Source organism: bacterium (assembly GCA_035307765.1).
Classification (GTDB): domain Bacteria; phylum Sysuimicrobiota; class Sysuimicrobiia; order Sysuimicrobiales; family Segetimicrobiaceae; genus Segetimicrobium.
This window is the reverse complement of sequence record DATGHU010000012.1, coordinates 1-21,363: the sequence shown is the minus strand read 5'-3', so window position 1 is coordinate 21,363 and position 21,363 is coordinate 1. Positions and strand designations below refer to the sequence as shown.

Here is a 21,363-nt window from a genome sequence, read left to right as displayed (position 1 = left end):
GTCACGAACTTGGTGCGCGCGGTCCTCCGCCTCGCGCTCATCCCGTTGGTGCTGCTGCTGCCGCCCGCTTCCTGACCTGCGGTGCCTCCCGCACGTCGCTTGACATCCCGCCCCGGCATTCTTATAATTCAACCATATGGTTGAATACCGACTGCGAGGTGGTGCGCGCGCGCGCCGCTCCTCGCCTCCTGCAACTCGAAGTGGGGATCATTGATGTTTCGCTTGAAGGATTCTTAAAGGGAACCGACCGGTCCGCGCCGGACAGCCTAACGCAGGGGAGGGAGCAATGCCCAAGACCATCCGACAGTCCGTGACGTTCAAGGCCAGCCCGCGCGCCGTCTACGAGGCGCTGGTGGACTCGCGCCGGCACGCGAAGTTTACCGGGGCGCCGGCCCGCATCAGCCGCAAGCCGGGCGGGAGCTTTACCGCCTACGGCTCCTACCTCAGCGGGGTCAACCTCGAGCTCGTGCCGGGCCGGCGAATCGTGCAATTCTGGCGGTCCAACAATTGGCCGAAGTTCCACTACTCCACGGTCACGTTCGACCTCAGGCCGGTGCGGGGCGGGACCCGCCTCACCTTCGTTCAGGTGGGAGTGCCGGATCGAGACTACCGGGACAAGAAGTCGGGCTGGATCACCCACTACTGGCGGCCGATGAAGGCGATGCTGGAGAAATCGTAAGACACACAACGTCGCCCGCCCGATCGAAGAGGTGCTGCCCCTAGGCCATCCGGTCCCCCCGGCGTGCCGTGCCCCACACGAAAACCCGCGAAAAGGCGTCGCGCCCTCAGCGGACCACTCGCCGCCTGGGGGGCCGCTCCGCGTTCGGGGGAACCTCCGTCGATCTTCCGCCCAGCCTGTCTCGGGCCTCCGGGTCGGCAACTCGAACGATACGTGGAAGCCGTCAGAATGGACGAGACCGATCCGCTGCGGACAGGGGCATTCACCTAGAGTGGGACGACGTGTGGTCTCGAGGAAGCGCGGAGCGCCTCCGGACGCGTCGTCCCAGGAGCGACTTCATGGCAGAGGCAACGATCGCACACACAACGCCGGGCCCGACGAGGGGCCTGCGCCGCCGTTCCTGGTGGGCAGGCGGGCCCGGCGTTGCCCGAACCGAGGAGTGGATCAGCCTCGCCCGGGTCGTGCTGCTGCTGACGCTGATCCCGGCGCTGTGGTTCGGGATCATCGCCATCCCCCAGCCGGCCGTCAACATCATCATCGTGGTCCTGGGGGCCTACGTGATCGTCCTGGCACTCGGCTCGCGCTGGCTCTCCCTGCTCCGGCGGACCGATCTGGTCATTGCCCTCGACCTGCTCGTCGTGACGCTCGTCGTGTACATCTCACGCGGGGTATCCAGCCCGTTCCTCTACCTCTACTACCTCACGATTCTCGAGGCGGCCATCCGGATGAACCTGCGGCAGGCGCTCGCGGCCTCCGTGGCGATGGCCGCGATGATCATCCTCCTGTGGATGCGCGGCGCCGGCCCCGAGGCCCTGGAGACGACGGGATTCCGGCTCGGCGCCTTCATCGCCAGCGGCTTCTTCCTGGCCCTGCTGCTGGGGATCTTGGTCCAGGAGTACCGGGCCGCCCAGGAGCGCGTGCACGAGCTGGAGTTTGAGAGCGACCTTGCCTCCAGGGTCTCCGGCGAGCTTCGCGTAGAGGGTCTGGCCGGGATCCTCCTGCAGGCCTTCCTCGAGATCACCGGGCTCCACAAGGGGGCGGCGTTCCTGTGCGGGGATCGACGCGAAGAGGGAAAGCCCCACACGCTGATCGCGGCGGAGGGGTTCGACTGGGAGAACGGAGGGCTGAGCCCGGCCCACCTTCCGTTGCCGGAGGCGTTTACCGGCACGGGGGGCGGCGAGGTCATCCTGCGGTCCTGCCCGGCGCAGGACGGCCAGCCGGATGAAGCCATGGCGTGCGTGCCCCTGGTCCACGGCGATCGCGTGCGGATGTGGATCTGCGGGGTGGCCCGGCCGCCCATCGCCCTCCCCGATCCGGTCCGCCGCCGCCTGCACCGGCTGGCCATTCAGGGGGTGTCCGCCCTGGAGGCGGCCCGGCTGCACGAGAAGGTCCGGGAGCTGGCGGCCACCGATTCGCTGACGGGCCTCGCCAACCGGCGGAGCTTTTTCGACCGCATCACGGCCGAGATGGCGCGCGGCCACCGTCTGGGGCGGTCGCTCAGCGTCGCGCTCGTGGACCTCAACGGGTTCAAGGCCATCAACGACGGCCACGGGCACATCGTCGGGGACGCGGCGCTGGTGCGGGTGGCGCAGGTGCTCGTCGCCGGCATGCGCGGGTCCGACCTGGTGGCCCGTTTCGGCGGGGACGAGTTTGTGCTGCTGTTTCCCGAGACCGCCGCTCCCGACGTGGCGCGGATCCTCACCCGGATGGGCACCATGAAGACGTCGATCTCCGCCGCGGGCGGCGGCGAGCTTCAGCTCACACTCTCGTGGGGCATCGCCGCCTGGCCCGAGGACGGGGCCACCCCCGAGCAGCTCTTGCGGACCGCCGACCGGCGGCTCTACGAGATGAAGAAGCACCGGTACGACATCAATCGCCTCCGCCCCCCGCAGCTGCGGGGCACGGCGAAGGTGGGACGAAGGGTCTGAGACGCCGGGGCCGCCTGCCCGCGCGTTCCTCCCCACCGTTTCTCCCGGTTCCCTTTCCGCCGCCGCTGGAGTACGCTTCAGTCGGCACATCGCCAGAGCACGTCATGACGCGGGGGGACCGCATGTTTCCACTGTCGCGGGTCGATCAGATCGCGCTCGTCGTTCGCGACCTCGACGCCGTGATGCGGCGGTACTGGGAGACGCTCGGGGTCGGCCCCTGGAAGGTGTATACTTACGGCCCGCCGCTGGTGCGCGAGATGACCTATCACGGGCGGCGCCAGGACTATCGGATGCGGCTCGCGCTGGCGCAGGCGGGCGCGCAGACGATCGAACTGATTCAGCCGCTGTCGCCGCCGAACATCTACGCCGATCACCTGGACCGCAAGGGGGAGGGACTCCACCACCTCGGCGTATTCGTTCCGGCTCTCGATGAGGCCGTCGCCGACGCGCAGCGGCGGGGATTCGCCGTGCTGCAGAGCGGGCGGGGATACGGCCGGCTCGGGGACGGCGGCTTCGCCTACCTCGACACCGAGGCCCTCTTCGGGGTGATCCTCGAGCTCATCGAGATTCCGAGGGAAAGGGTCCCGCCGGAGGCCGAGTACCCGCCCCGCTGATCAGCCGCACCGGGCGTTGTCTTCCGCCGCCGGGCGGAGGAGGCTGCTCAGCGGCACGACGGCGTAGCCGCGGGCGCGCAGCCCGGCGATCATCCCCGGGAGCGCGGTCCAGGTGGCCCGCGGCGTCGTCGGGTGGCCGCCGCGGTCGTGCAGGTCGATGATGGCGCCGGGGTGCGCCCAGCGGATCACCCGCGCGGCCATCTCGCCCGCGTTCACCGGGCTCAGCCACCCCTCGGGACGGACCGACCAGAGGATGCGCATCTCGCCGAGCTGGCCCGCGCGGATGTAGGCGGCCCAGTTAAACATTCCCCAGGGCGGCCGGAAGTACCGGGGAAAAATCCCGGTCACCTCGGCGATCGCCGCCGCTCCGCGCTCGACCTCCTCCGCCGCCGCCCGCGGCGGGAGGGTCCAAAGGTGCCGGTGTCCGTAGGTGTGGTTGCCGAGGTCGTGTCCCGCATCCGCCACCGCCCGCGCCACCCCGGGAAGGGCTTCGGCCTGGCGGCCCACCATGAAGAACGCCGCCCGGATCCCGGCCCGGGCCAGCGCCTCCAGGAGCCGCGGGGTGTGCTCCGGGTCCGGGCCGTCGTCAAACGTCAGCGCCACCATCGGACGGGCCGGACCGCGCTTGATCACGCCGACCCGGATCGCCCCCGCCACCATCTGGGTGCCGAGCGTGTAGGCCGCGGCGCCTCCCAGCGCGCCCGCCACGGCGGTGAGGCCGGTACGCAGGCCGGTCGGCATCCGTCCCACTAGCCTTCCACGGCCTCCGTGCGCCATTGGGTGGCGGCGCCCGAGGCGAGGAGCAGCAGGCCGCCGCTGAGGTAGAACGGCGAGGCGGGGTTCGCCCACTGCCAGAGGAGCCCGCCGACCAGCGGGCCGATCACCCCGCCCATGCCTTCGACGGTCATCAAGATCCCAAGGCCGGCGCCTCGGACGTCCTCGGGGAGGAGCCGGAGGAGGATGCTGTTCCACGCCGGCAGGACGAACGCGTACCCGACTCCCATCCCGATGAAGTCCAGCGCGAGCAGCCACAGCGAGTGGCAGAACGGCACCGCGATCAGCAGCAGCGCGACGGCACCCAGGCCGAGCCCGTAGGTCCTGCGCCGGCCCAGCCGGTCTCCCATCCGCCCCGCGGGGGCGAGCAGGAGGAGGCCGGCGCCCATCCCGAGCACCATCAGTACGAGCAGCTCCCGTTCGTTGAGACCGCGGACGACTTCCAGGTAGGGGACGACGATCGGGATGAGCACCCCGGCCGCGAGGATCTGTGGGATGAGGCTCGTCGCCAGCTGCACGAGCGACCGGCCCACCATGCGCAGCAGGTGGCCGACGGACGGGCCGGTGCCGGCCCCGGTCCCCGCCGGGTCGCCGCGGACCAAGAGCCCGAGGACCCCGGCGGCGAGCAGCGGGAACACGAACACGATCAGCGACACGGGATGGTTGGTCCGGCTGAGGAGGGTGGCGACACCGATGCCGAGTCCGGCGCCGAAGAACCACATCGAGAACACATGGCCGAGCGCGCCGCCGACTTCGGCCCCCGCGCTCCGCGTCAGCCGGGTCAGCGCGGCGGGCCAGAGTGGAGAGGCGCCCGCGCCCATCGCCGCCAGGGCGAGGAACACCTGCCAGGTGGCCGTGGACACCACCAGCCCGGTGAACGCGGCCGCGTAGATCCAAAACCCCCACAGCAGCATCTGCCGCGGGCCCACGCGGTCCACCAGCCATCCGGAAAGAAGCTTCGCGGCCACTTCGGTGAAGAAGTAGGCGGAGACCGCCGCGCCCGTCGTGCCCATCGGCCAGCCCAGCCGCTGCGCCACAAGGGTCGGCAGGAGGACGAACAGCAGCGCGCCGTGGACGAATTCCACCAGGCCCACGGTTGTGGCGAGGAGCGCAGTGTCGTTCGGGGATTTCAAGTCCGGGAGGCGGAGGTGGCGAGCGTCCTTTGTGGGGTGGGGCTGCCGGCGGTCCCGGCCGCGAGCGCGATCAGGCGCGCGACCACCTGCGGCGTGGCGGCGGGCCGGGCCAGCCCAGACGCCGCCCGCTTCATCGCCGCGAGGCGCGCGGGATCGGCGAACAGCCCTTCCAGCATCTCGTGGAGCATCGTGGGGGTCTTGGGCGCCAGCGCGGCGCCGTGCTCCAGCAGGTACCGGGTGTTCCCTTCTTCCTGACCGGGGATCGGCCGGTAGATGAGCATCGGTAGTCCCAGCACCAGCGCCTCGCTCACCGTTACCCCGCCCGCCTTCGTGATCAGCAGGTCGCTCGCCGCCATCAGCTCCTCGACGTTATTGATGTAGCCGAAGACCTGGAAGGGGTGGGGCGAGCCGGCCATGCGGGCGCGCACCTGGTCCTGTAGCCGGCGGTCGTGCCCGCAGACGATCAGGGCGGTGAGCGGACGCGGGAAGCGAGCCAGCACGCGGGCGACGTCGCCGACCCCGCCGAGCATCGCGTACGCCCCCGCCATTACCAGCACGACCGGCCGGCCGGGTGCAAGCCCGAACTGTCTCGCCAGCGCCTCGCGGTCCAGCGTCCGGAGAAACTTCCGCTCGATCGGCAGCCCCGTGACCGCGATCCGCTCGGCGGGGACGCCGCGGGACACGAGTCCGTCGCGCACTTCCGCCGCCGGCACCGAGTATTCATCGACGCGCGGATGGATCCACTGGCTGTGGGTGACGTAGTCGGTGATGACGGTGAGACAGGGGATCTGCGTGCGGTCGGCAATCTTGAGGTCGGACATCGTGCCGGCGGGGGTGCAGTGGACGCAGCAGACGGCGTCGGGTTCCTCCGCCTTCAGGTACCGGTCCAGGCGCTCCATCCCCATCCGGTTGATCGCCCGCTGAACCAGCGAGTCGGGCCGGATCTCCCCGGTCGCCTTGTAGAACATCCCGTACATCCCCGGCGCCCGCCGCACGCTCTGGATGTACGAAAACTTCGTCACCGCGTCGAACACGGGGTGTACGAACCGGGCGAAGTAATCGACGAGGTCCGCGCGTCCCCCGGTTCGGGCCTCCCACTCCGCCGCGATCGCTTCGCCCACCCGGCGGTGCCCGCCGCCGTAGTTGCAGGAGAGAATCGTGAGCAGCATTCCGCCTACCGGCGCTCCGCGCCCAGTTCGGGCCGGCGCGGCTGGCCGGCCAGAGCCGGCGGAGCAGGGTGGATCACCCCGATGGCGCGCGGCAGCAGCGAGAGGTCGTAGGTCAGGGACGGGCCGAGGAGGCTGCCGTCGACCTGCGCCTCGCGGCGCTGGTCGAGCTGGATGCGGACCGAGGGGGCCCGCTGCACGCTCAGCTCGGGGACCGGCAGGTGCCGGAGGAGGCGGGTGGTCTTGCGGAACGACTTGGAGCGCAGCTCCTGGAGCAGGTAGAGGTCCAGCAACCCGTCGGAGAGGCTGGGGGCGGGCAGTGCCAGCAGCTTCTCGCCGTACATCCGGCCGTTGGCCGCGGCCACCAAGACCGCGCGGCCGTTGAACACCCGTTCCCCGACCTGCACGCGCACCTCGAACGGATCGAACCCGGAAGAGAGCAGGAGGAGCGCGGCCAGATAGTAGATCGAGCGGTTGCGGGCGAGCCGGTACCGCGACCGGAGCATGTTGACCATCTTGACGACCTGGACGTCGTAGCCGAGGCCGAAGATGTTGAGGAAGTAGCGGTTGTTTACCCGGCCGACGTCGATGGGGCAGACCTGCCCGCGGAGGAGGACCTCGACTGCCCTCTCTGGATCCTTCGGGATCCCCAGCGCGCGGATCGTTTCGTTCCCGGTGCCGCAGGGGATGATGCCGACCGGAAGGCTCAGCCCGCTCGTCAGGATGCCGTTGACGGCGCCGTTGAGCGTGCCGTCGCCCCCTACCACGGCCACTTGATCGAACTCCGGCCGCCCGGCGCCGAGGAACTCGGCGAGCAGGGGGGCGGTCGCCTCCCCGGACGGGGTGACGATCAGCTCGTACTCCCGGCCGTGACGCCGGAGCGCGTTGGTGACGAGGGGGAGGGCATCACGCGCACGCCCGCCGCCGGAGCGAAGGTTCGCCACAATCAGTGTGGCCGGCATACCATCACTCCTCAACGGTCCGCGCCCTAGTACGTGGGCGGCGTGGACTGATATCGTGCCGTATCTGACGTCTTATTATGGCGTGAATGTTTGGGCGTGTCAATTTTCGCCGAAAATCTCATCAACACGCCGTCGGACGAGTCCGGAGGAATCGATCCGGTGGCGTAGAAAGCCCGCAGGGTCGGCGGTGCGCCATCAGTCTCCGGCGCGCGCATTTCGTGGAGGTGCATCGTGGCGTACGCAGGAGGCGCATCGGAGTTTGGCGTCAGGCCCACGGCTCTGGGCCGGCGCGGGATGGTCGCCTCGGCCAACACGCTCGCCACGCAGGCCGGTCTTCGGATGTTGGCCGCGGGCGGGAACGCCGTCGATGCGGCCGTGGCGACCGCGGCGGCCATCACGGTGGTGGAGCCGTACTTTTCGGCGGTAGGGGGCATCGGCATCGCCGTGCTGACGCTCCCGACCGGGGAGACCCGGACGCTGAACTTCCTGGGCCGCAGCCCGGCACGGGCGCGCCCCGAGATGTTCACGGCGCGCACGCAGGACCTCGGCCCGCTCGCTCCCATGGTCCCCGGGAACGTTGCCGGGTGGGCGCGCCTGCACGGCGAGTTCGGTTCGCTGCCGATCGCGCAGGTGTTGGAGCCGGCGATTGAGCTCGCGGACGGCGGCATCCCGGTCACGCGCTTCGACTTCGAGCGGACGGCCCTGGCGGTGGACCGTCTGACCCCGCACCCCGACGCCGCCCGCACCTACCTCAACGACGGCCGTCCATACGCGGTGGGCGAGTTGCTTCGCCAGCCGGGCCTCGCCCTGACGCTCCGGACGATCGCTCAAGAAGGGTGGATGACCTTCTACGAAGGACGCATCGCCCAGACGATCGCCACCTACATGGTCGAGCACGGCGGGTTGATTTCAGAAGAGGACCTACAGCGCTATCCCGATTCGTTGCACTGGGAGGCGCCGGTCACCGCGATGTATCGGGGGTACGAGCTTCGCACGACCCCGCCTCCCAGCAGCGCGGTGCAGATCCTTCAAACGCTGCGCATCCTCGAGGCGTTCAACCTCGCCGACCTAGAACATCTCGGCCCGGCGCACGTGGCCGTGGTCGCCGAGGCGATCCGGCTCGCTCGAATGGACGCGGCGGCCCACGTCGCCGATCCCCTGTTCGTCGAGGTGCCGCTGGCGTGGATGCTGAGCGACGAGCGCATCCGCGAGCTCCGGGCGGAGGTGAGCCGCCGCATGGACGCGATGGGGGGCCGTTCGCGGCGGCGTGTCGCGCGGGCGACCCGCAACGGCGGCCGCCGCCGGACGGCGGAGCGGATTCGCCGGGCTCGGTCCGCGCCCGAGCGCTCGACCACCCACCTGGCCGCCGCCGATGCGAGCGGGCTCGCGGTCAACATCACGCAAACACTAGGCTCCTCGTACGGATCAGGCGTCGTCATCGGCCGGACCGGTATCGCGATGAACAACGGGCACCACTGGTGCACGCTGATCCCGGGGGATCCCAAGGAACTCGCCCCCGGGAAGCGGCGTGAATCACCCTCGTCGCCGATGCACGTCTTCGGGCTGAACGAGGTGCCGGTAGGGCCGACCCAATCGTTTGGGATTGACCCACTCGGACCCGCGCACGTCTCGAAAGGGGGGCGGCTCGCGTTCATGATCGGCACCCCCGGATCCTATGGCATTCCACAGACGACCGCTCAGATGATCATCAACCTGATCGACTTCGACAAGAACATTCAGGACGCGATCGCGGCGCCGCGGTTCCGGTGGAAGGACGATGTCGGGGACCCGCTGCCGCCCAAGGTCCTCCTCCTGGAAGGGCGGTTCCCGCCCGCGGTTCGCAAGGCCCTTGCCGCCCGCGGGTACCGGCTCGAGATCCTCGAGGATTGGTCGGCGCGGGTCGGAGGGGGACAGGGGATCGTCTTTCGGGACGACCGCTGGATGATGGGGGGCGCGGACCCTCGGCGCAACGGCTATGCGATGGGATGGTGAGGGCGCGGCCGTCAGATTGTCCGCGCCATATGTGAAGGGAGGGCACCGATGCGAGTGACGAACTGGGGAATGTTTCTGCTCGGAGTGTACCTGGTGCTCGCGGGGTTGAGCTCGCTCGGCATCCTCGGTTTCCTCGCAGGTTTTTACCAGTTGATATACATAATCGCCCTAGTCGCTGGCATCCTGATCATCATGGAACATTCGCGCGGGCAGCACTAGACGGCGACCGGCTTACCGAAGGCCGGCATCTCACGAGCGTTCCGCAGGCGATCGTGAGGGAGGTTGTGGCGCTGGCCCCCCTGGGGTATACTTGGCGGTGCCAACCGGGCCGGCGTAGCTCAGTGGTAGAGCAGCGCACTCGTAATGCGCAGGTCAACGGTTCAAATCCGTTCGCCGGCTCCATATTTATCAACGGTTTCCGCATGACGGCTCCACCCGAGATCTTCAAATCTGCTACCGGTTGCTACCGGCTGCTAGATTCATTCTCACCACTATGGCTACTGAACAGGCGGTCCTGCAACCGGGCAACTGCTTCATGCTGCATCCCCGGTAGCACATGGCTGTAAATGTGAAGCGTGAATGCCGGTGTGGCGTGCCCAAGTCGCTCTTGCACGATCTTCGGGTGGACGCCCTGCTGGAGGAGCAGCGTGGCGTGACAATGCCGCAGATCATGGAACCGGATACGGGGAACTTTTGCACGCTTCATGACGTCCCGGAAATCGCGCCGGACGACGTTGTGGGCATGTAGCGGTTTACCCAGGGTTTGGCAGAATACGAGGTCCAAGTCCTCATACGCGTCGCCAGCCTCCCGTTTCCGCCGGTTCCGTACCTCGCCTAGGCTCTTCAGAGCCTCCAACAGAACTGGAGGGACCGCGACCGTGCGTCGGGCCTTATCCGTTTTTGGCGCTTTGAAGATCGCCCGCCCCCCGAGGCGGTAGAACGTCTGCGTGACCCGGACCTCACCGAGCAGAAAGTCAACATCCTGCCACCGCAATCCCAAAAGTTCCCCCTGTCGCATGCCGGTTGTGAGGGCGGCGAGGTAGAGTGGGTAGTAGGGGCTCGACCGCTTCCCCTCGGCGAGGAAGAGCTTGACTTGTTCCTCGTCCCAAATACGCATCTCGACGTATTGCTTACGCGGGACCTGCACGTGATCAACGGGGTTACGGGCGACCAACCCCCACTTAACAGCATGACCGAAGGACTCGTGCAGAATCACTGCGTGATAGCGCACTGTGGTTGTGGAAAGACCCTTCTGCTGAAGACCAGTGAGGTAGCCCTGAATGGTCTGCGGGGACAGACGTGCTAGCGGAACGTGCCCCAGGGTAGGGATGAGGTATTTGCGGATGATCCCTTGATAGCGCACGATGGTGATCGGTCCGAGGGAGCCCTCCGCATAGTCTTTCAGCCACTGCTCCAGGTACTCCCCGACCCGTTGCTTGGTGGCCGGGAGCGTTCCACCCCCTTGGATCTGGGAGACAAGATAAGTAACGTGGGCTTCAGCCTCGCGACGCGTCTTGAAGCTGAACCATTTCCGCCGCTCCCTGCCGGTATCAGCATCGCGCCCGATGTAGACTACGGCTGCAAATGAATGGGGACCACGCTTTACCACATATCCGCGCACAGCCGCACCTCCTTTGGCATCCTGCGGCTTCTGGCTTACCGCATTCACGTCCTCCCCAGTTCGGTAGCAACCCGGTAGCAGGCGTGCACGAATCCCTCAATCACCGTCGTCAGAGGCAGAGCGTCGAAGTGTTTGTGCGATGGTCGGCCGACTCTGGTTATCGTCCATACCCAGCTCTCCGGTGGGATCAGCGCCAAGCCATCGCCGAAGCCGTGGCGCGCTGAGTCGAATAGCTCGACCGAGCCGAATCATGATGTCTCCTGGAAGTCTTCCTTCAGCTATGAGAGCATAGAGCCGCCGTTCTGACAGGCCAAGCAGCCGGCTCGCCTCGCGAACAGTCAGTAAGAGCTGCCGCTCACCGCTCATTGGGTTTTCGCTTCCCATCGGTCTCTTCTCTGCCGATCCATCGCTGACGTTCCTCCACACGCTCCATCACTGCGATCTCATGCGCCGCAGACGTTAGGCCCGTGCACCACAGCGCGGGCATGCCGGGGCAATTCGCTGGCACTCCGCGCTTAGCAGTGTTCACACCGATACGCCCTCGACAAACTGCTCTACCGTCGCCCCCCAGTCGGGGCCGACGGCGACTTCCACCCGCATGGGGAACCGCGCGTCGACGCCGGCCATCCGCCTGGCGATGTCCCGCCACTGTGCCTCGTCCCACGTCCCTTTGGGAATCAGCACATCAACCTCATCGTGCACCAGGTTGACCACCGGCCCGGGGAGGACATCCCAGATTGCGTCCGCCGCAAGCAGGAGCAGGTCGGAGGCGGTACTTTGGATGGGGGCGTTGAGCGCCATGTTCCGCTCGTGGCTCGAGTGCGGCGGGATCGTCCACATGCGGCCGAACGGACTGCGAATCGGCTCGCCGTCCTCAAGCTGGCGCATCGTCTCCGCCTGCCAGGCGGTCATCTCGGGGAACGCGGCGAACCACGCCGTTCGAAACGTCGCGGCCTCGGGGAGGGAGAACGCCAAGCCGTAGCTCGTCGCCCGTTGGACGATCGTCCGCGCCGTGCCGCCATAGCACAGGGAGAAGTTCAGGGTCTTGCCGACCGCACGTTCCTCGGCGGTGACGGATAGGGACGGCTTGTGGAAGATACGGGCCGCGGTTTCCGCATGTGGGTCTTTGCCCTCCCGGAACCAGGCGAGCAGTGACGAGCACTCCGCGACGACAGCCGCGACCACGAGCTCGGCGGCCGCGAAGTCGAGTTTGACCCAATCGTGGCCCGCTTTCCCGAACAGCGTACGCAGCGACCGCGGAATGTTTTGCAGGTTGGTGTAGCGGGACGAGGTCCGGCCGGTCCGCGCTGCGTTGAGGGTGATCAGGCCGCAGACGCGATCCCGCTGGAGGAACGGCCTGAGGTATGTGCCAACGACCTTGTCCACCTCGCGCTTCTCGAGCAGGACGGCGGCCGCTGGATGTTCGCACTCGCGGAGGGCCGCGTCGTCCACCACGCGCTGTCCGCCCGGCGTCCAACGGTTGGGCAGTGCCTCCTCCAGAACATGCGCCACCTGGTCGGCGCTCCGCCAATTGATCCGCGCGATCTGCCCCAGGGCGGCGTCGAGCCACGCTACCCGCGCCACGGCCTCCGCGTATCGGGCCTCAACTCGGTCCCGGAAAAACGGCAGGCCGGTTCTGGAGATGGCGGCGACCCGCGGTGCCATGCGTTGATAGAGCCGGTACAACGGATGCGAACACCACGGCGAGGTCGGGTTGAAGAGGCTCAAGGTGTTCCTCGCGTCGTTCGCGCAGTAGGTCAGCACCTTTGCCAGGTCTGGCGTCTTCTCCGGGAGGTGCACCGCATACGTGAAGGTGCCGGTGACCTTCAGCCCGTGCACGCCAGCACCATTCTCGAACGCCCGCGACCACAGGGTGTCATGGACGGACCCGCGGATCTCGAACGCCGCGTCGAGCAACCATACGAGGTCGTAGATGGCATTATGGAAAACCTTGGGGTTTGAGGTTCCTAGAAACCGCTGGATGTTCGCTCGGTCCGATGCTGGGAACGCGAACCGGCAGTTGGCAATCGAGAACCCGACGCAGACGAGTTCGGACGGATCGACCCACGGTAGCGGCACCCGATGATCGCTGGCGACGCCGCCGATCGTTTCCACGTCCACGGCGACCGGCTCGGTCTCCGGAATCATGGCCGGGGGCTCGTCCAAAGTGTCAGGGAGCATCGGCTTCCCGGCCAGCACCGTTGCCACGGCCGCACGGGCGGCGGTCGGTTTCGTCCCGGTCCCCGCTACCTGCTCAAGGTGCCGCCACCAGGCATCCTCCGGGATGCCAAGGTGGAGAGTGACGTGAAGACCCTGGAGGAGGTCCGCGAGCGCCAGCGCGTTGACCTGCACGCGGCTCTGGAGCTCGAGTGTGCGGACATGCCGGGGGCATACAAGCGCTACCCCGCTCGTCCTCTGAATCGTCTGGACACCCTGCCGACGGAGGTCCAACAGGAGCCGCGCCACCGGGTATGCGGTCGGTTTCTGGCTCGACACGGACTGGTTACCCGGCCCCGGGAGGCTCGAGGAGGCTGACAAGTTCGTCCGGGTCCCCGTCCCCGTCCGCCGGAAGGGAGGTCTGTTCGGGGGGGAGGCGGATTCCGTCTCCGTCTCCACCATCCGCGATCCCCCCCAAGATGGACGACTCCACGGCACTTGACTCGCCCGGCCTTGATGCAGGCCCGCTTGAGATGCCAACGTAGGTTTTGGAGGTAGACGGCACCGACGGCACCTGGGCACCGGCTCCACCGTTTCCCGTGACGGCGGAAGGGTCGGATACGCCTGGCGTGCCGTTTACACGTTTTAGGGGCACCGGCACCTGGAACGCTTGATTTTCAACGGCCGCAGAAGCAAGTGCTGCGGTGCTGTCAGTTTCTGGGGGCTTGGCAGATGGCGCTGGTCCGCTGGTGATGGGGCGGCTTAGCGCAGCTTCCAGCACCCGCAGCGTCGGAACCGAGCTGGCCGCGACGGAGGGGTCCTCGGCCAGTCGGAGCTTGCAGGGCCGGTGCCTTTCGGCATCGTTGACCAGGTACCCCAGGCGCAGCGGCTTCTGGATTCGGTGAGTAACAGATCTCGGGTCGATCCGGAGCTGTTTCGCGACCTCAGAGACCGAGACAGGCCTCCGGTCATCCCCGTCCTGGAGCGTCCTGATCGCCTCGACCGCTTCGCGCTGCCCTGGAGCCAACCCGCCCCCCTCCTCCCCGAGGAAGCCGGCCACGAGATCGTACACGATCGCATAGTCCCGCAGAGTTGCCAGAATTCGGCCACGGGAGTCTCGTGGTCGCTGCCGCTGGTGAAGGATGGCGGAGGACCGGATCAAGTTAAGCAGTTGCGAGAAGTCCCGACGCATCCGGATCGCGCGCACGTTCACGAGCGTCGCCAGCGCTTTCGCGAACGGTATGATCACAGTATACTGACCGGCCAACGCCAGCCAGCGCTGCACCGCGACCAACGCGGAGACGTCAACCTCGGGCTCGCCCTCTTCCGCCTGCCTGGATAGCTCATTGACGATGAGCCGCGTTTGCTCGGGCGTATCCGAAACGGTCAGCGGAAACATGCGCGTCTCGAGTTGCGGCTCCACCCCGTCCGTCGTCGTCGTAATGAATCCTGTCGGCCCGGGTTTGATGATGAGCCGGGTCTCGAAGGTTCCGCTCTTGGTCTTTTCAGTGATCTCGTACCTGAGCTGCCCACGCCAGGCCAGTTCGCGGATGATCGAGGCGCCGACGCCGTCCTGGCTCAGGCCCGTCACCTCGCTAATGATCACCATTTTGTTGGCGAACGTTTCTTTGGAAAAGACGGCGGCCCGATCGGACGACGATGTCAGCTCATAGTAGGCGTCGTCGGGAAAGAGCGATTTCGTGCAATCGATGCAGTAGTTTTTGCCGACCGAGGGCGGTCCTTCGACATACCCGTTCACCGGACGGCTCAAGAACCGCGACGTCAGCATTAAGTACAATAACTTCACACCAGAGAGGTCCCCGACCAAGCCCCTGGCCTGTAACACATAACCAATCCGATCCATAAGTTCCGGGTCGTCCAGCAATCCCGTGCTCTGCTCGAGCGCCGCCGCGGCCTGCTTTGCGGCCTCGGCGCGTTTCCGTTCCTCGGTCAATTCCGATGCCGGCTTCGCCGCGGCAATCATCCGCGCCACGATCGTCTTCACCGTCTCGGGATCCGCGATGTGCAGCGCGCTGAGATCCTTGACGCCCTCGGGCGGCAGGAGCACGAGCGCATCGGGCAGGTCTCGGACGATCTTGTCGACGAGGCCCCAGCCTGCAGCGTCCTCGCACCATATGTACTTCTTAAGGTTTTCGGGGAAGAACGCCGCCCAGGAGGCGTCCCAAGTCGACGCGCTCGGGACGCCGATCATGGGCAGAGAATGGTACCAGCCCGTCCAGACATCACTGACGCCTTCCCCGATGATCACGTAGCCGGTGGCGAGAATCGTGGAGAGCTTGGGGAGGCCATAGGGCACGTCCGGACCCCCTCGCAACCAGCGGAAACGGTCGCCATCCAGCGATTGACGAATTTGAATCGTCCGTTCGTCGCCGTCACGGCCGTGGAAGGGGATCGCGACCGCGGGAGATTGCCGTTCGTTCAGTTGGTAAACGCCAAACGACTTGATGAAATCGACAGACAACCGTTTCGCCTCGGCGAGTTGGTCGAGGGTGAGTCCGCACGGCGCTGGCAGGGTCCAGAGCCCGATGACCCTGAGCGCCTGGCTCACAACGTCGAAACCGCAGCCCGCTTTACAATGAGTCAGCACGCGGTCGGCGGCTTCCGTGACCGTGAACGAGGGATGCGCATCGTCGTGGACGGGGCAGTGAACGTCGACACTCCGGATCATCTCCAAATCCTGCTGGCAGGCGCACCCCGGGTTCTTACATTGCAGGGCGTGAACGATCGCCACAAACTGCTCGTGCGGCGAGGAGAAGGTCATAGCTGCGGCTCGTCTGTGCGCCATGTCTCGTAGCGCTCATCGCAGTGCCACGCATGGAGCGGATCGGGGTACCCCTTGAGAAGGACATGCCGCTCCGCCTCCGAGTACTGGAGGGTGAGCGTGTCGTTCGCCCCCCATAGGCAACAGCACACCGTCCGCGTGACCGCCACGAGCACTACGAGGTCGCTGAGCGCCGCGCGGACCATCGACACGTCGGTGTCTTGCCCTGTTGGCGTCGATGTGGCGCGGATCCCACCGTTGTGCGAATCGTCCGTAGGAGAAAAGGTGTCCATGAGACGCCTCACTTTGAAGGAGAGGGGAGGCGATGCCGCTCGCCTCCCCTGGCTCTCCGCTAGAACGGCACCACTTCGTCCCCCGCGTTTGCCCGATCAGGTAGATCGAACAGGGAGGTCATCTCGGCGCTCGGAGCAGCTTTCTCTTTGGGGAACGAGATCTTGAAGAGTTTCGTAGGGTTCGGGTGGCCGTTGGCCGAAATGCGGGTGCCGGTGTACTCGATCTGAACCGGTCGTCCGATGTCACGATCGCTCAGCCGTCTATTGAGCACTGAGTATCCACGACACCAAACGCGCTGGCCATCTAGTTCAAACCAATGCCGCGTCATTGGCCCATAGGATGCTGTCTTCACCTCTCGGCCGAGGTAAGAATCGAAATTAACGGTTTTGCCGGGAGAGCCCCACACCACTTCGTCTGCGTCGCCTTTGCGCTCTTCCCATTCCCGATTTTCTGGCATCATTGACCCCTCCTTAGATTGTTGCGAAACTGGATTTTTTCACTCGTTTCAATGAGGAGTCGCCTCCATTTAGTAATCTTCTGGTTCCAGCAACGTGAACACCACACCGCCCTGACCGTCTCCATTCGGCATCAACCACAGCTCATGCCCGGAGTACTCGTCGATGTACATCTCGCCGTCGAAGTTGCCCGTCCGGGCGAGAGACTTCACCACGTCTCGTAGGACAGCGACGTCTGTATCTGGCTGGAGCGGCGGTTGTGCGACGCTCGTGAACGCGTCCCACACCGCGCGGCTCACGTAGGCGACTGGTTTCCCGTCCGGCGTGATGCAGCCGAGCGCGCGGATGTCAATCAGCACACCTTCGGTGATCGCATTAGGGCCCATGTACATGAAGGTAGGTTTCTTCGTGAGAGGATTCTTGTTCATGTCCATCAGTGGGCCTCCTCAAAGGTTTTGTGGATCGTTCCGGTTCAAGGGAAGGCTTGCCTCAAAACGGCGCTTTCGTGGTAAAATGGGGGCGCATTAGATCGCCTCCTTTCCGCCCGGCCCGTCAGCCGGGCTTCTCGCTTTTAAGTGGCCCATTTTGCGTAGGCATCCTCTTGTTGCACGTCTCCGGAAGCGAGCCAGCGCTCTACAGCCACGCGGGATATGAGAATCCGCCGCCCGAGGCGGATTACGCGGGGATGCGTCTCTCACGCTTGAGCTCGGCTTCCGGGTGTTTCCGGGGCCGTGCCATGAGAGGAAGTTGAGCCGTGTAAATCGTGGCGATCGCGCTCGCATCGTTGAACAGGATATTGCTTTCTCGCGCCTCGAGCGGAAGGCTATCGTTGGCGTGGCGCCGCCGAGGTGTGCTATGAATGAAAACGGAGGAAGTCATCAGCATCGCCTGCCTCCATCGGCCAACCGCTCAGACCCCCAAGCCGGGGCGGGTGGTCAGCGATTTTTAGAGGGTCTTAGCGTTGGGCTCGCGTCGCCAACCACCGGGAAGTGACTGGCCACCGCGTCGAATCCAGTCGCGGAGGGCATCTTCGTCAACTCGAACCTGACGGCCCAGGCGAACAGAAGGGAGTACTCCGTTTCGGATCAGTTTGTAAACGCGGTGATCGTGAACATCCAGCACCCTAGCTACACGTGGAACACGTAGGAGCACAGCGCATCACCTCCGACACCATTATCGGAGGTGCCGGACTTTCAGCACAGGAGCTGGAGGGGGGACGGCTAAGTCGGGGGTTTCGAGGTCGGTTTGCCGCCTCTCCCGGGAGGGCGCAGGATGAGGCCGATCAGAGCGGCCGTCCCCCGCAGAGCCTTGCCTACTGCATCTTCGGTGAGGATTTTCCCGTTTTTGCTGTAGTGATCAGCAATCTTCCGGTGATTCCATTCGTTTGTCTGGTAGTCAACCAACCATTCGAAGTGCTCGGGATTGCGCTTCTGCTTCGCCCGCTTAAGGCCTCGCTCCCGAGCGAGAGATTCTACGCGATTTAGGTACACTTTCAGGTTCGTGGCACAGGACTCCATGATACGACGCGTGGCCTCAGGTCGCGTTTCCCGGTCAATGAGCCACGCGTCTTGGAATATGTATGGTTCCACGGGGAGTCCGGACCAGACCGCGATGGGGTCCCAATGCCACTCTGAGCCGGGGGGATCGATTTCTAACGCTCGCTTTGATATTCCCCAAGAAAAGCTCAGGTCCCAGTCAGTCCGTTTCAGGGATTGGGGGGCGATCTGCCATAGTCGTAGTGTGCCGAGTGCCGCATTCAGTACCCAGGTGTGACGTAGGTGGAACTGATCCGCCCAACTTGTCAGACCCTTCCTCACGCGCGCTACTCCGGGGGGATCATCTGTACGCGAAACGTCAAAAGGGACCCAACGTCGGCTGTCCTCAATCACCACCTGCTCGTTCTGGGCGCTTAGGAAGATGAGCGTCCATGTTCCATCAGGACGGTTGATCCACTCAACGCGGGCCAGAGGAAAAGGCGCACTGGGTATTGATATGAGTGGGAGGACCGATTCACGTAGAGCCTCCAGGGCCCCGACAGCCCTTCTTTGCACAGCCTGCAGGAACAGGACTCGTGCCTCAGAAACCGCTGTATGTTCGCTCCGTTGATAGTTACCACCCGAAGCCCTTGGTAACATAGGGAACAACTGGCTCCCCCCTGTTTGCCGAATATGAAATGCCACGGGTTCGAGTCAGAAATCAAAACTCAAACTAAGTCAAACATAGTGCGGTGACGTCAAAGATGCAACCAGACAAAGCGTGGGGTCGCGGGGCCGATTGAAGGCGAAGAAATTCTGGGCACTCCTGCAGCGCGGACTCGCTAATACGTGGTCGATGGATCTGTGCGATCTGCAGATTTTCTTTGCGGGTGGACCGAATGGGTCCAGCCTTGAGTCGTTCTAGCCTGGCTGATGCTCGAGGCAGTTAGCAGGAAGTCTTCGCGTGTCGTCGGAGACGAACGGAGCAGTTTGTCAAGCAATACCATAATCTATCCCGTATCGCTTTGGTCGCTGCGATGTAAGCTGGTGCGCCGCCAGCGCGAGGGCGACCACATGATCATCGTGTCTACCGGGACGATGGTCCACCCGCCATCCAGAAGTGGTCTCGCTTACCTCGAGGGTCAGTAACTCCTGGCGCAGAGCTTCGTGGGGAGCGCACCTAAGACGGCCATCTCGGACGAGCTGTAGGACTACGCTGAATAAGCGCCTGCGACTCTCTAGTGTGAACGGATGCTCGTACACCTCGACCCCCTGGTCCCGAAGCCGCTGCCCGAGCAGTACACCCTGATATGGATCGAGGATGACAGGCGCGCTGAACGTGCGGGCAAGCTGCGTTACCTCTGCCTCAACCTCGCCCAGTTGAACTGGTGCCCCGGCTCGACCAGCCCAGGTTCGGAACAGCTTCGCGATAACGTCCGCACCGGACCTGTAGGCCAAGCAAGCGACGGTGCGGTCCTGTACGAGTCCAATGTCCAGGCCGATTATGTGCCGGGGCCCAGCCTCGTTCACCGGTGGTGGACCCGCAAAGATACGCTCAACCTCCTCGCGGGTCAGGAACGCACCCGCACCCTCGACCCACTTGCTTTCGTGCAGGCGGGCGAAGACGTGCGGCGGCAGGGTCCGCCGTTGCTGGTCCAACCACGAAGCGTCGATCCATGACGCGCATTGGCCTCGAGTGGTGAAATACCAGTCGACCTCACGCGCGGCATTCTGACGGACTTCAGAGGCGATCGAAGTGAAATCCCAGCCTGCAGTGCTGATGACCAACATCCTGCACCGTCTGCGCTTGCCGGTGGCGCTCCACAGGCTGTCCCACAGCTCTCGTCGGCGCCATTCCGCGAGCTCGTCCACGGCGATCCAGTCTGGGCGCAGGCCCCAGGAGGTCGGGGCGTCGGAGGCGAGGACGCGCAGCCGGCTCCCGGTGGCTCTTACCGTGATCTCCCGCTGCGTGATCCGTACGCTGGCGCTGAGCAGGGGATTGCGCCGGAACTTGCCCGCCACATCCTCGAAGAGGAGTCTCGCTTGATCCTCGTCGGCGGCAGCGCAGAAGAGCTGCTGCCCCGGCCGACCCAGGATCAGTTCCGTCACCGCCTCCGTACCCAGATCGAAAGTTTTGGCATGGCCCCGAGGTCGTTCAAGATAGGCGTGCCGATGCTGACCGCTGTCGAGGGCGGCGAAGTCCTCGAGCTGCCACGGCTCTGCCACCTCGCCCCAAGGTGTCCCGTCCTCCAGCAGAATCGCCTCGCGACGGAAGGCCATGCGGTCGCGGCGCCACCGACTCAACTGGTCTACCAAGTCCCGCGTTTGCCGATCTACCCTCTGGATCGCCACTATTCCTCGACCTCGTCGTTCGATGATTTCTCCTCGGGCGGGGCCGGTCCGTCAGATCGGAAGGCGGGGGGACAGCTTTTCTCCCCTTTGGACATTGCCGCCAAGGCCGCCGCGAGGTCCAGTCCCGCTCCGGCAACGATCCCGAGGCGGTTTCGAGAGACGGGCGTAAGCCCGAGTGACTCGCTCAACCTATGCGCGCGTTCGAGCAGGCGCAGATAAATTTGCACGAAGCCTGGCATCCCCATCACCGGCTTGGCCGCATGCGCCTGCTGACGGAGCCAGCGGTCAATTGCTTCTGTCCCGTCGATGGCATCGAGGCGAACAAGCACCCGAGCCAGGAGGTCGACCGTGACGGAGTCGGACGGCTGCAGCCACCCTGCGGCGTCCCCCTGCAGGATTGCTTCGACCTCTTGGCGCTTGGCCGCGATGGCGTCGGACGGGACCCGTGCGAAGGCCTTGCTAGGCGTGAGAGAGCGATGTTGGCGTAGATTGGCCAGCGCACGGCGCTTTCCCGCGGCGGTCGTCGGTGGCATTCGGGATCCCCTCCAACACCATTGATTCGAGGGATTCTGGAAGACTCCCGCTGATTCGTCTTTCTTGCCGAACAACTACATTCTTGGGTGAGAGGTTGCAGGTTCGATTCCCGCCGCCACTATTTCTAGGGCTTGTTTTTCAAGGGTTTGTTTGTTGACCTGTGCCCAAACATGAGTCCAATCATGTACCGAGTAGGGGAGCGTGGTCTACCATTCCCCCAGAGGATTTCTACACTTCGGGTAACGGAATGGACTTTGGTATACCGAGTGGACTGAAGCGGGATCTCCACTAGTAACCCCTAGATTGTCCAGTGTGGATGAGGTGTTGACACCTTTGCACTCCAACCGAACGTTCCGGCATTGGTTAGCTGACCTTCCTGCCGGCGAACAACGTCGCCGGCGTCCGGCCTTGCAGTCGATAGCCTTGATGCGGGCGCTCCCGGTTG

The 21,363-nt window shown here is 65.3% G+C and carries 18 protein-coding genes and 1 tRNA gene; 6 read left to right on the top strand and 13 right to left on the bottom strand.

The window, feature by feature from the left end:
• Nucleotides 1–286 precede the first annotated feature (286 nt).
• The 3 genes from VKV57_04300 to VKV57_04290 all read left to right on the top strand — a co-directional run bounded on the left by VKV57_04300 (nt 287) and on the right by VKV57_04290 (nt 3,221).
• Nucleotides 287–679 carry an SRPBCC family protein gene (locus VKV57_04300; protein HLW59130.1) on the top strand — a complete coding sequence of 131 codons (393 nt, stop codon included), beginning with the start codon at nt 287–289 and terminating at the stop codon, nt 677–679.
• Nucleotides 680–1,017: 338 nt separating this feature from the next.
• Nucleotides 1,018–2,607: a GGDEF domain-containing protein gene (locus VKV57_04295; protein HLW59129.1), complete on the top strand. Its 1,590-nt coding sequence runs from the start codon at nt 1,018–1,020 to the stop codon at nt 2,605–2,607.
• Nucleotides 2,608–2,729: 122 nt separating this feature from the next.
• Nucleotides 2,730–3,221: a VOC family protein gene (locus tag VKV57_04290; protein ID HLW59128.1), complete on the top strand. Its 492-nt coding sequence runs from the start codon at nt 2,730–2,732 to the stop codon at nt 3,219–3,221.
• Here the strand turns inward: VKV57_04290 and VKV57_04285 are convergent, their stop codons facing one another.
• The 4 genes from VKV57_04285 to VKV57_04270 are packed head-to-tail and all read right to left on the bottom strand — an operon-like array spanning nt 3,222 to nt 7,256.
• Nucleotides 3,222–3,962: a polysaccharide deacetylase family protein gene (locus VKV57_04285; protein HLW59127.1), complete on the bottom strand. Its 741-nt coding sequence runs from the start codon at nt 3,960–3,962 to the stop codon at nt 3,222–3,224.
• An 8-nt stretch (nt 3,963–3,970) separates the two neighbouring features.
• Complete coding sequence (locus tag VKV57_04280) at nt 3,971–5,128, bottom strand: MFS transporter (protein ID HLW59126.1); 1,158 nt, start codon at nt 5,126–5,128, stop codon at nt 3,971–3,973.
• A complete protein-coding gene (locus VKV57_04275) occupies nt 5,125–6,297 on the bottom strand; it encodes a glycosyltransferase (GenBank protein HLW59125.1) in 1,173 nt (390 codons plus the stop codon). The genes VKV57_04280 and VKV57_04275 overlap by 4 nt, the downstream gene beginning before the upstream one ends.
• A 5-nt stretch (nt 6,298–6,302) precedes the next feature.
• Nucleotides 6,303–7,256, bottom strand: coding sequence for a YegS/Rv2252/BmrU family lipid kinase (locus VKV57_04270; GenBank protein ID HLW59124.1), 954 nt, complete (start codon nt 7,254–7,256; stop codon nt 6,303–6,305).
• A gap of 231 nt (nt 7,257–7,487) precedes the next feature.
• Here VKV57_04270 and VKV57_04265 point away from each other — a divergent pair, with 231 nt between their 5' ends.
• The 3 genes from VKV57_04265 to VKV57_04255 all read left to right on the top strand — a co-directional run bounded on the left by VKV57_04265 (nt 7,488) and on the right by VKV57_04255 (nt 9,650).
• Nucleotides 7,488–9,248: a gamma-glutamyltransferase family protein gene (locus VKV57_04265; protein ID HLW59123.1), complete on the top strand. Its 1,761-nt coding sequence runs from the start codon at nt 7,488–7,490 to the stop codon at nt 9,246–9,248.
• 48 nt (nt 9,249–9,296) lie between these two features.
• The gene (locus VKV57_04260; GenBank protein HLW59122.1) at nt 9,297–9,467 is read left to right on the top strand and encodes a hypothetical protein; all 171 of its coding nucleotides are present in this window, start codon (nt 9,297–9,299) and stop codon (nt 9,465–9,467) included.
• A gap of 108 nt (nt 9,468–9,575) precedes the next feature.
• A tRNA-Thr gene (locus VKV57_04255) sits at nt 9,576–9,650 on the top strand.
• 61 nt (nt 9,651–9,711) lie between these two features.
• On the opposite strand, the gene VKV57_04250 is transcribed toward VKV57_04255, so the two are convergent.
• The 9 genes from VKV57_04250 to VKV57_04210 form a co-directional block, all read right to left on the bottom strand.
• Nucleotides 9,712–10,869, bottom strand: a complete 1,158-nt coding sequence (locus VKV57_04250; protein ID HLW59121.1) for a tyrosine-type recombinase/integrase — start codon at nt 10,867–10,869, stop codon at nt 9,712–9,714.
• Between the two features lie 525 nt (nt 10,870–11,394).
• Entirely contained in the window at nt 11,395–13,335 is a 1,941-nt protein-coding gene (locus tag VKV57_04245) for a DNA polymerase (protein ID HLW59120.1), read from the bottom strand.
• A 37-nt stretch (nt 13,336–13,372) separates the two neighbouring features.
• Nucleotides 13,373–15,808, bottom strand: coding sequence for a hypothetical protein (locus tag VKV57_04240; GenBank protein HLW59119.1), 2,436 nt, complete (start codon nt 15,806–15,808; stop codon nt 13,373–13,375).
• Nucleotides 15,805–16,101: a hypothetical protein gene (locus VKV57_04235; protein HLW59118.1), complete on the bottom strand. Its 297-nt coding sequence runs from the start codon at nt 16,099–16,101 to the stop codon at nt 15,805–15,807. The genes VKV57_04240 and VKV57_04235 overlap by 4 nt, the downstream gene beginning before the upstream one ends.
• 59 nt (nt 16,102–16,160) lie before the next feature.
• Nucleotides 16,161–16,562, bottom strand: coding sequence for a hypothetical protein (locus VKV57_04230; protein HLW59117.1), 402 nt, complete (start codon nt 16,560–16,562; stop codon nt 16,161–16,163).
• Nucleotides 16,563–16,628: 66 nt separating this feature from the next.
• Nucleotides 16,629–16,991, bottom strand: coding sequence for a hypothetical protein (locus VKV57_04225; GenBank protein ID HLW59116.1), 363 nt, complete (start codon nt 16,989–16,991; stop codon nt 16,629–16,631).
• 511 nt (nt 16,992–17,502) lie between these two features.
• Entirely contained in the window at nt 17,503–17,709 is a 207-nt protein-coding gene (locus VKV57_04220; GenBank protein ID HLW59115.1) for a helix-turn-helix domain-containing protein, read from the bottom strand.
• Between the two features lie 1,316 nt (nt 17,710–19,025).
• Nucleotides 19,026–20,312: a terminase large subunit gene (locus VKV57_04215; GenBank protein HLW59114.1), complete on the bottom strand. Its 1,287-nt coding sequence runs from the start codon at nt 20,310–20,312 to the stop codon at nt 19,026–19,028.
• Nucleotides 20,313–20,383: 71 nt separating this feature from the next.
• Nucleotides 20,384–20,917, bottom strand: coding sequence for a hypothetical protein (locus VKV57_04210; protein ID HLW59113.1), 534 nt, complete (start codon nt 20,915–20,917; stop codon nt 20,384–20,386).
• Nucleotides 20,918–21,363: the final 446 nt, after the last annotated feature.

Excerpts from the sequence above, each read along its gene's own strand:
- VKV57_04300 (HLW59130.1), top strand. The coding sequence starts at position 287 with ATGCCCAAGACCATCCGACAGTCCGTGACGTTCAAGGCCAGCCCGCGC.
- VKV57_04295 (HLW59129.1), top strand. The coding sequence starts at position 1,018 with ATGGCAGAGGCAACGATCGCACACACAACGCCGGGCCCGACGAGGGGC.
- VKV57_04290 (HLW59128.1), top strand. The coding sequence starts at position 2,730 with ATGTTTCCACTGTCGCGGGTCGATCAGATCGCGCTCGTCGTTCGCGAC.
- VKV57_04285 (HLW59127.1), bottom strand. The coding sequence starts at position 3,962 with ATGCCGACCGGCCTGCGTACCGGCCTCACCGCCGTGGCGGGCGCGCTG.
- VKV57_04275 (HLW59125.1), bottom strand. The coding sequence starts at position 6,297 with ATGCTGCTCACGATTCTCTCCTGCAACTACGGCGGCGGGCACCGCCGG.
- VKV57_04270 (HLW59124.1), bottom strand. The coding sequence starts at position 7,256 with ATGCCGGCCACACTGATTGTGGCGAACCTTCGCTCCGGCGGCGGGCGT.
- VKV57_04260 (HLW59122.1), top strand. The coding sequence starts at position 9,297 with ATGCGAGTGACGAACTGGGGAATGTTTCTGCTCGGAGTGTACCTGGTG.
- VKV57_04240 (HLW59119.1), bottom strand. The coding sequence starts at position 15,808 with ATGACCTTCTCCTCGCCGCACGAGCAGTTTGTGGCGATCGTTCACGCC.
- VKV57_04235 (HLW59118.1), bottom strand. The coding sequence starts at position 16,101 with ATGGACACCTTTTCTCCTACGGACGATTCGCACAACGGTGGGATCCGC.
- VKV57_04230 (HLW59117.1), bottom strand. The coding sequence starts at position 16,562 with ATGATGCCAGAAAATCGGGAATGGGAAGAGCGCAAAGGCGACGCAGAC.
- VKV57_04225 (HLW59116.1), bottom strand. The coding sequence starts at position 16,991 with ATGGACATGAACAAGAATCCTCTCACGAAGAAACCTACCTTCATGTAC.
- VKV57_04215 (HLW59114.1), bottom strand. The coding sequence starts at position 20,312 with ATGGCCTTCCGTCGCGAGGCGATTCTGCTGGAGGACGGGACACCTTGG.
- VKV57_04210 (HLW59113.1), bottom strand. The coding sequence starts at position 20,917 with ATGCCACCGACGACCGCCGCGGGAAAGCGCCGTGCGCTGGCCAATCTA.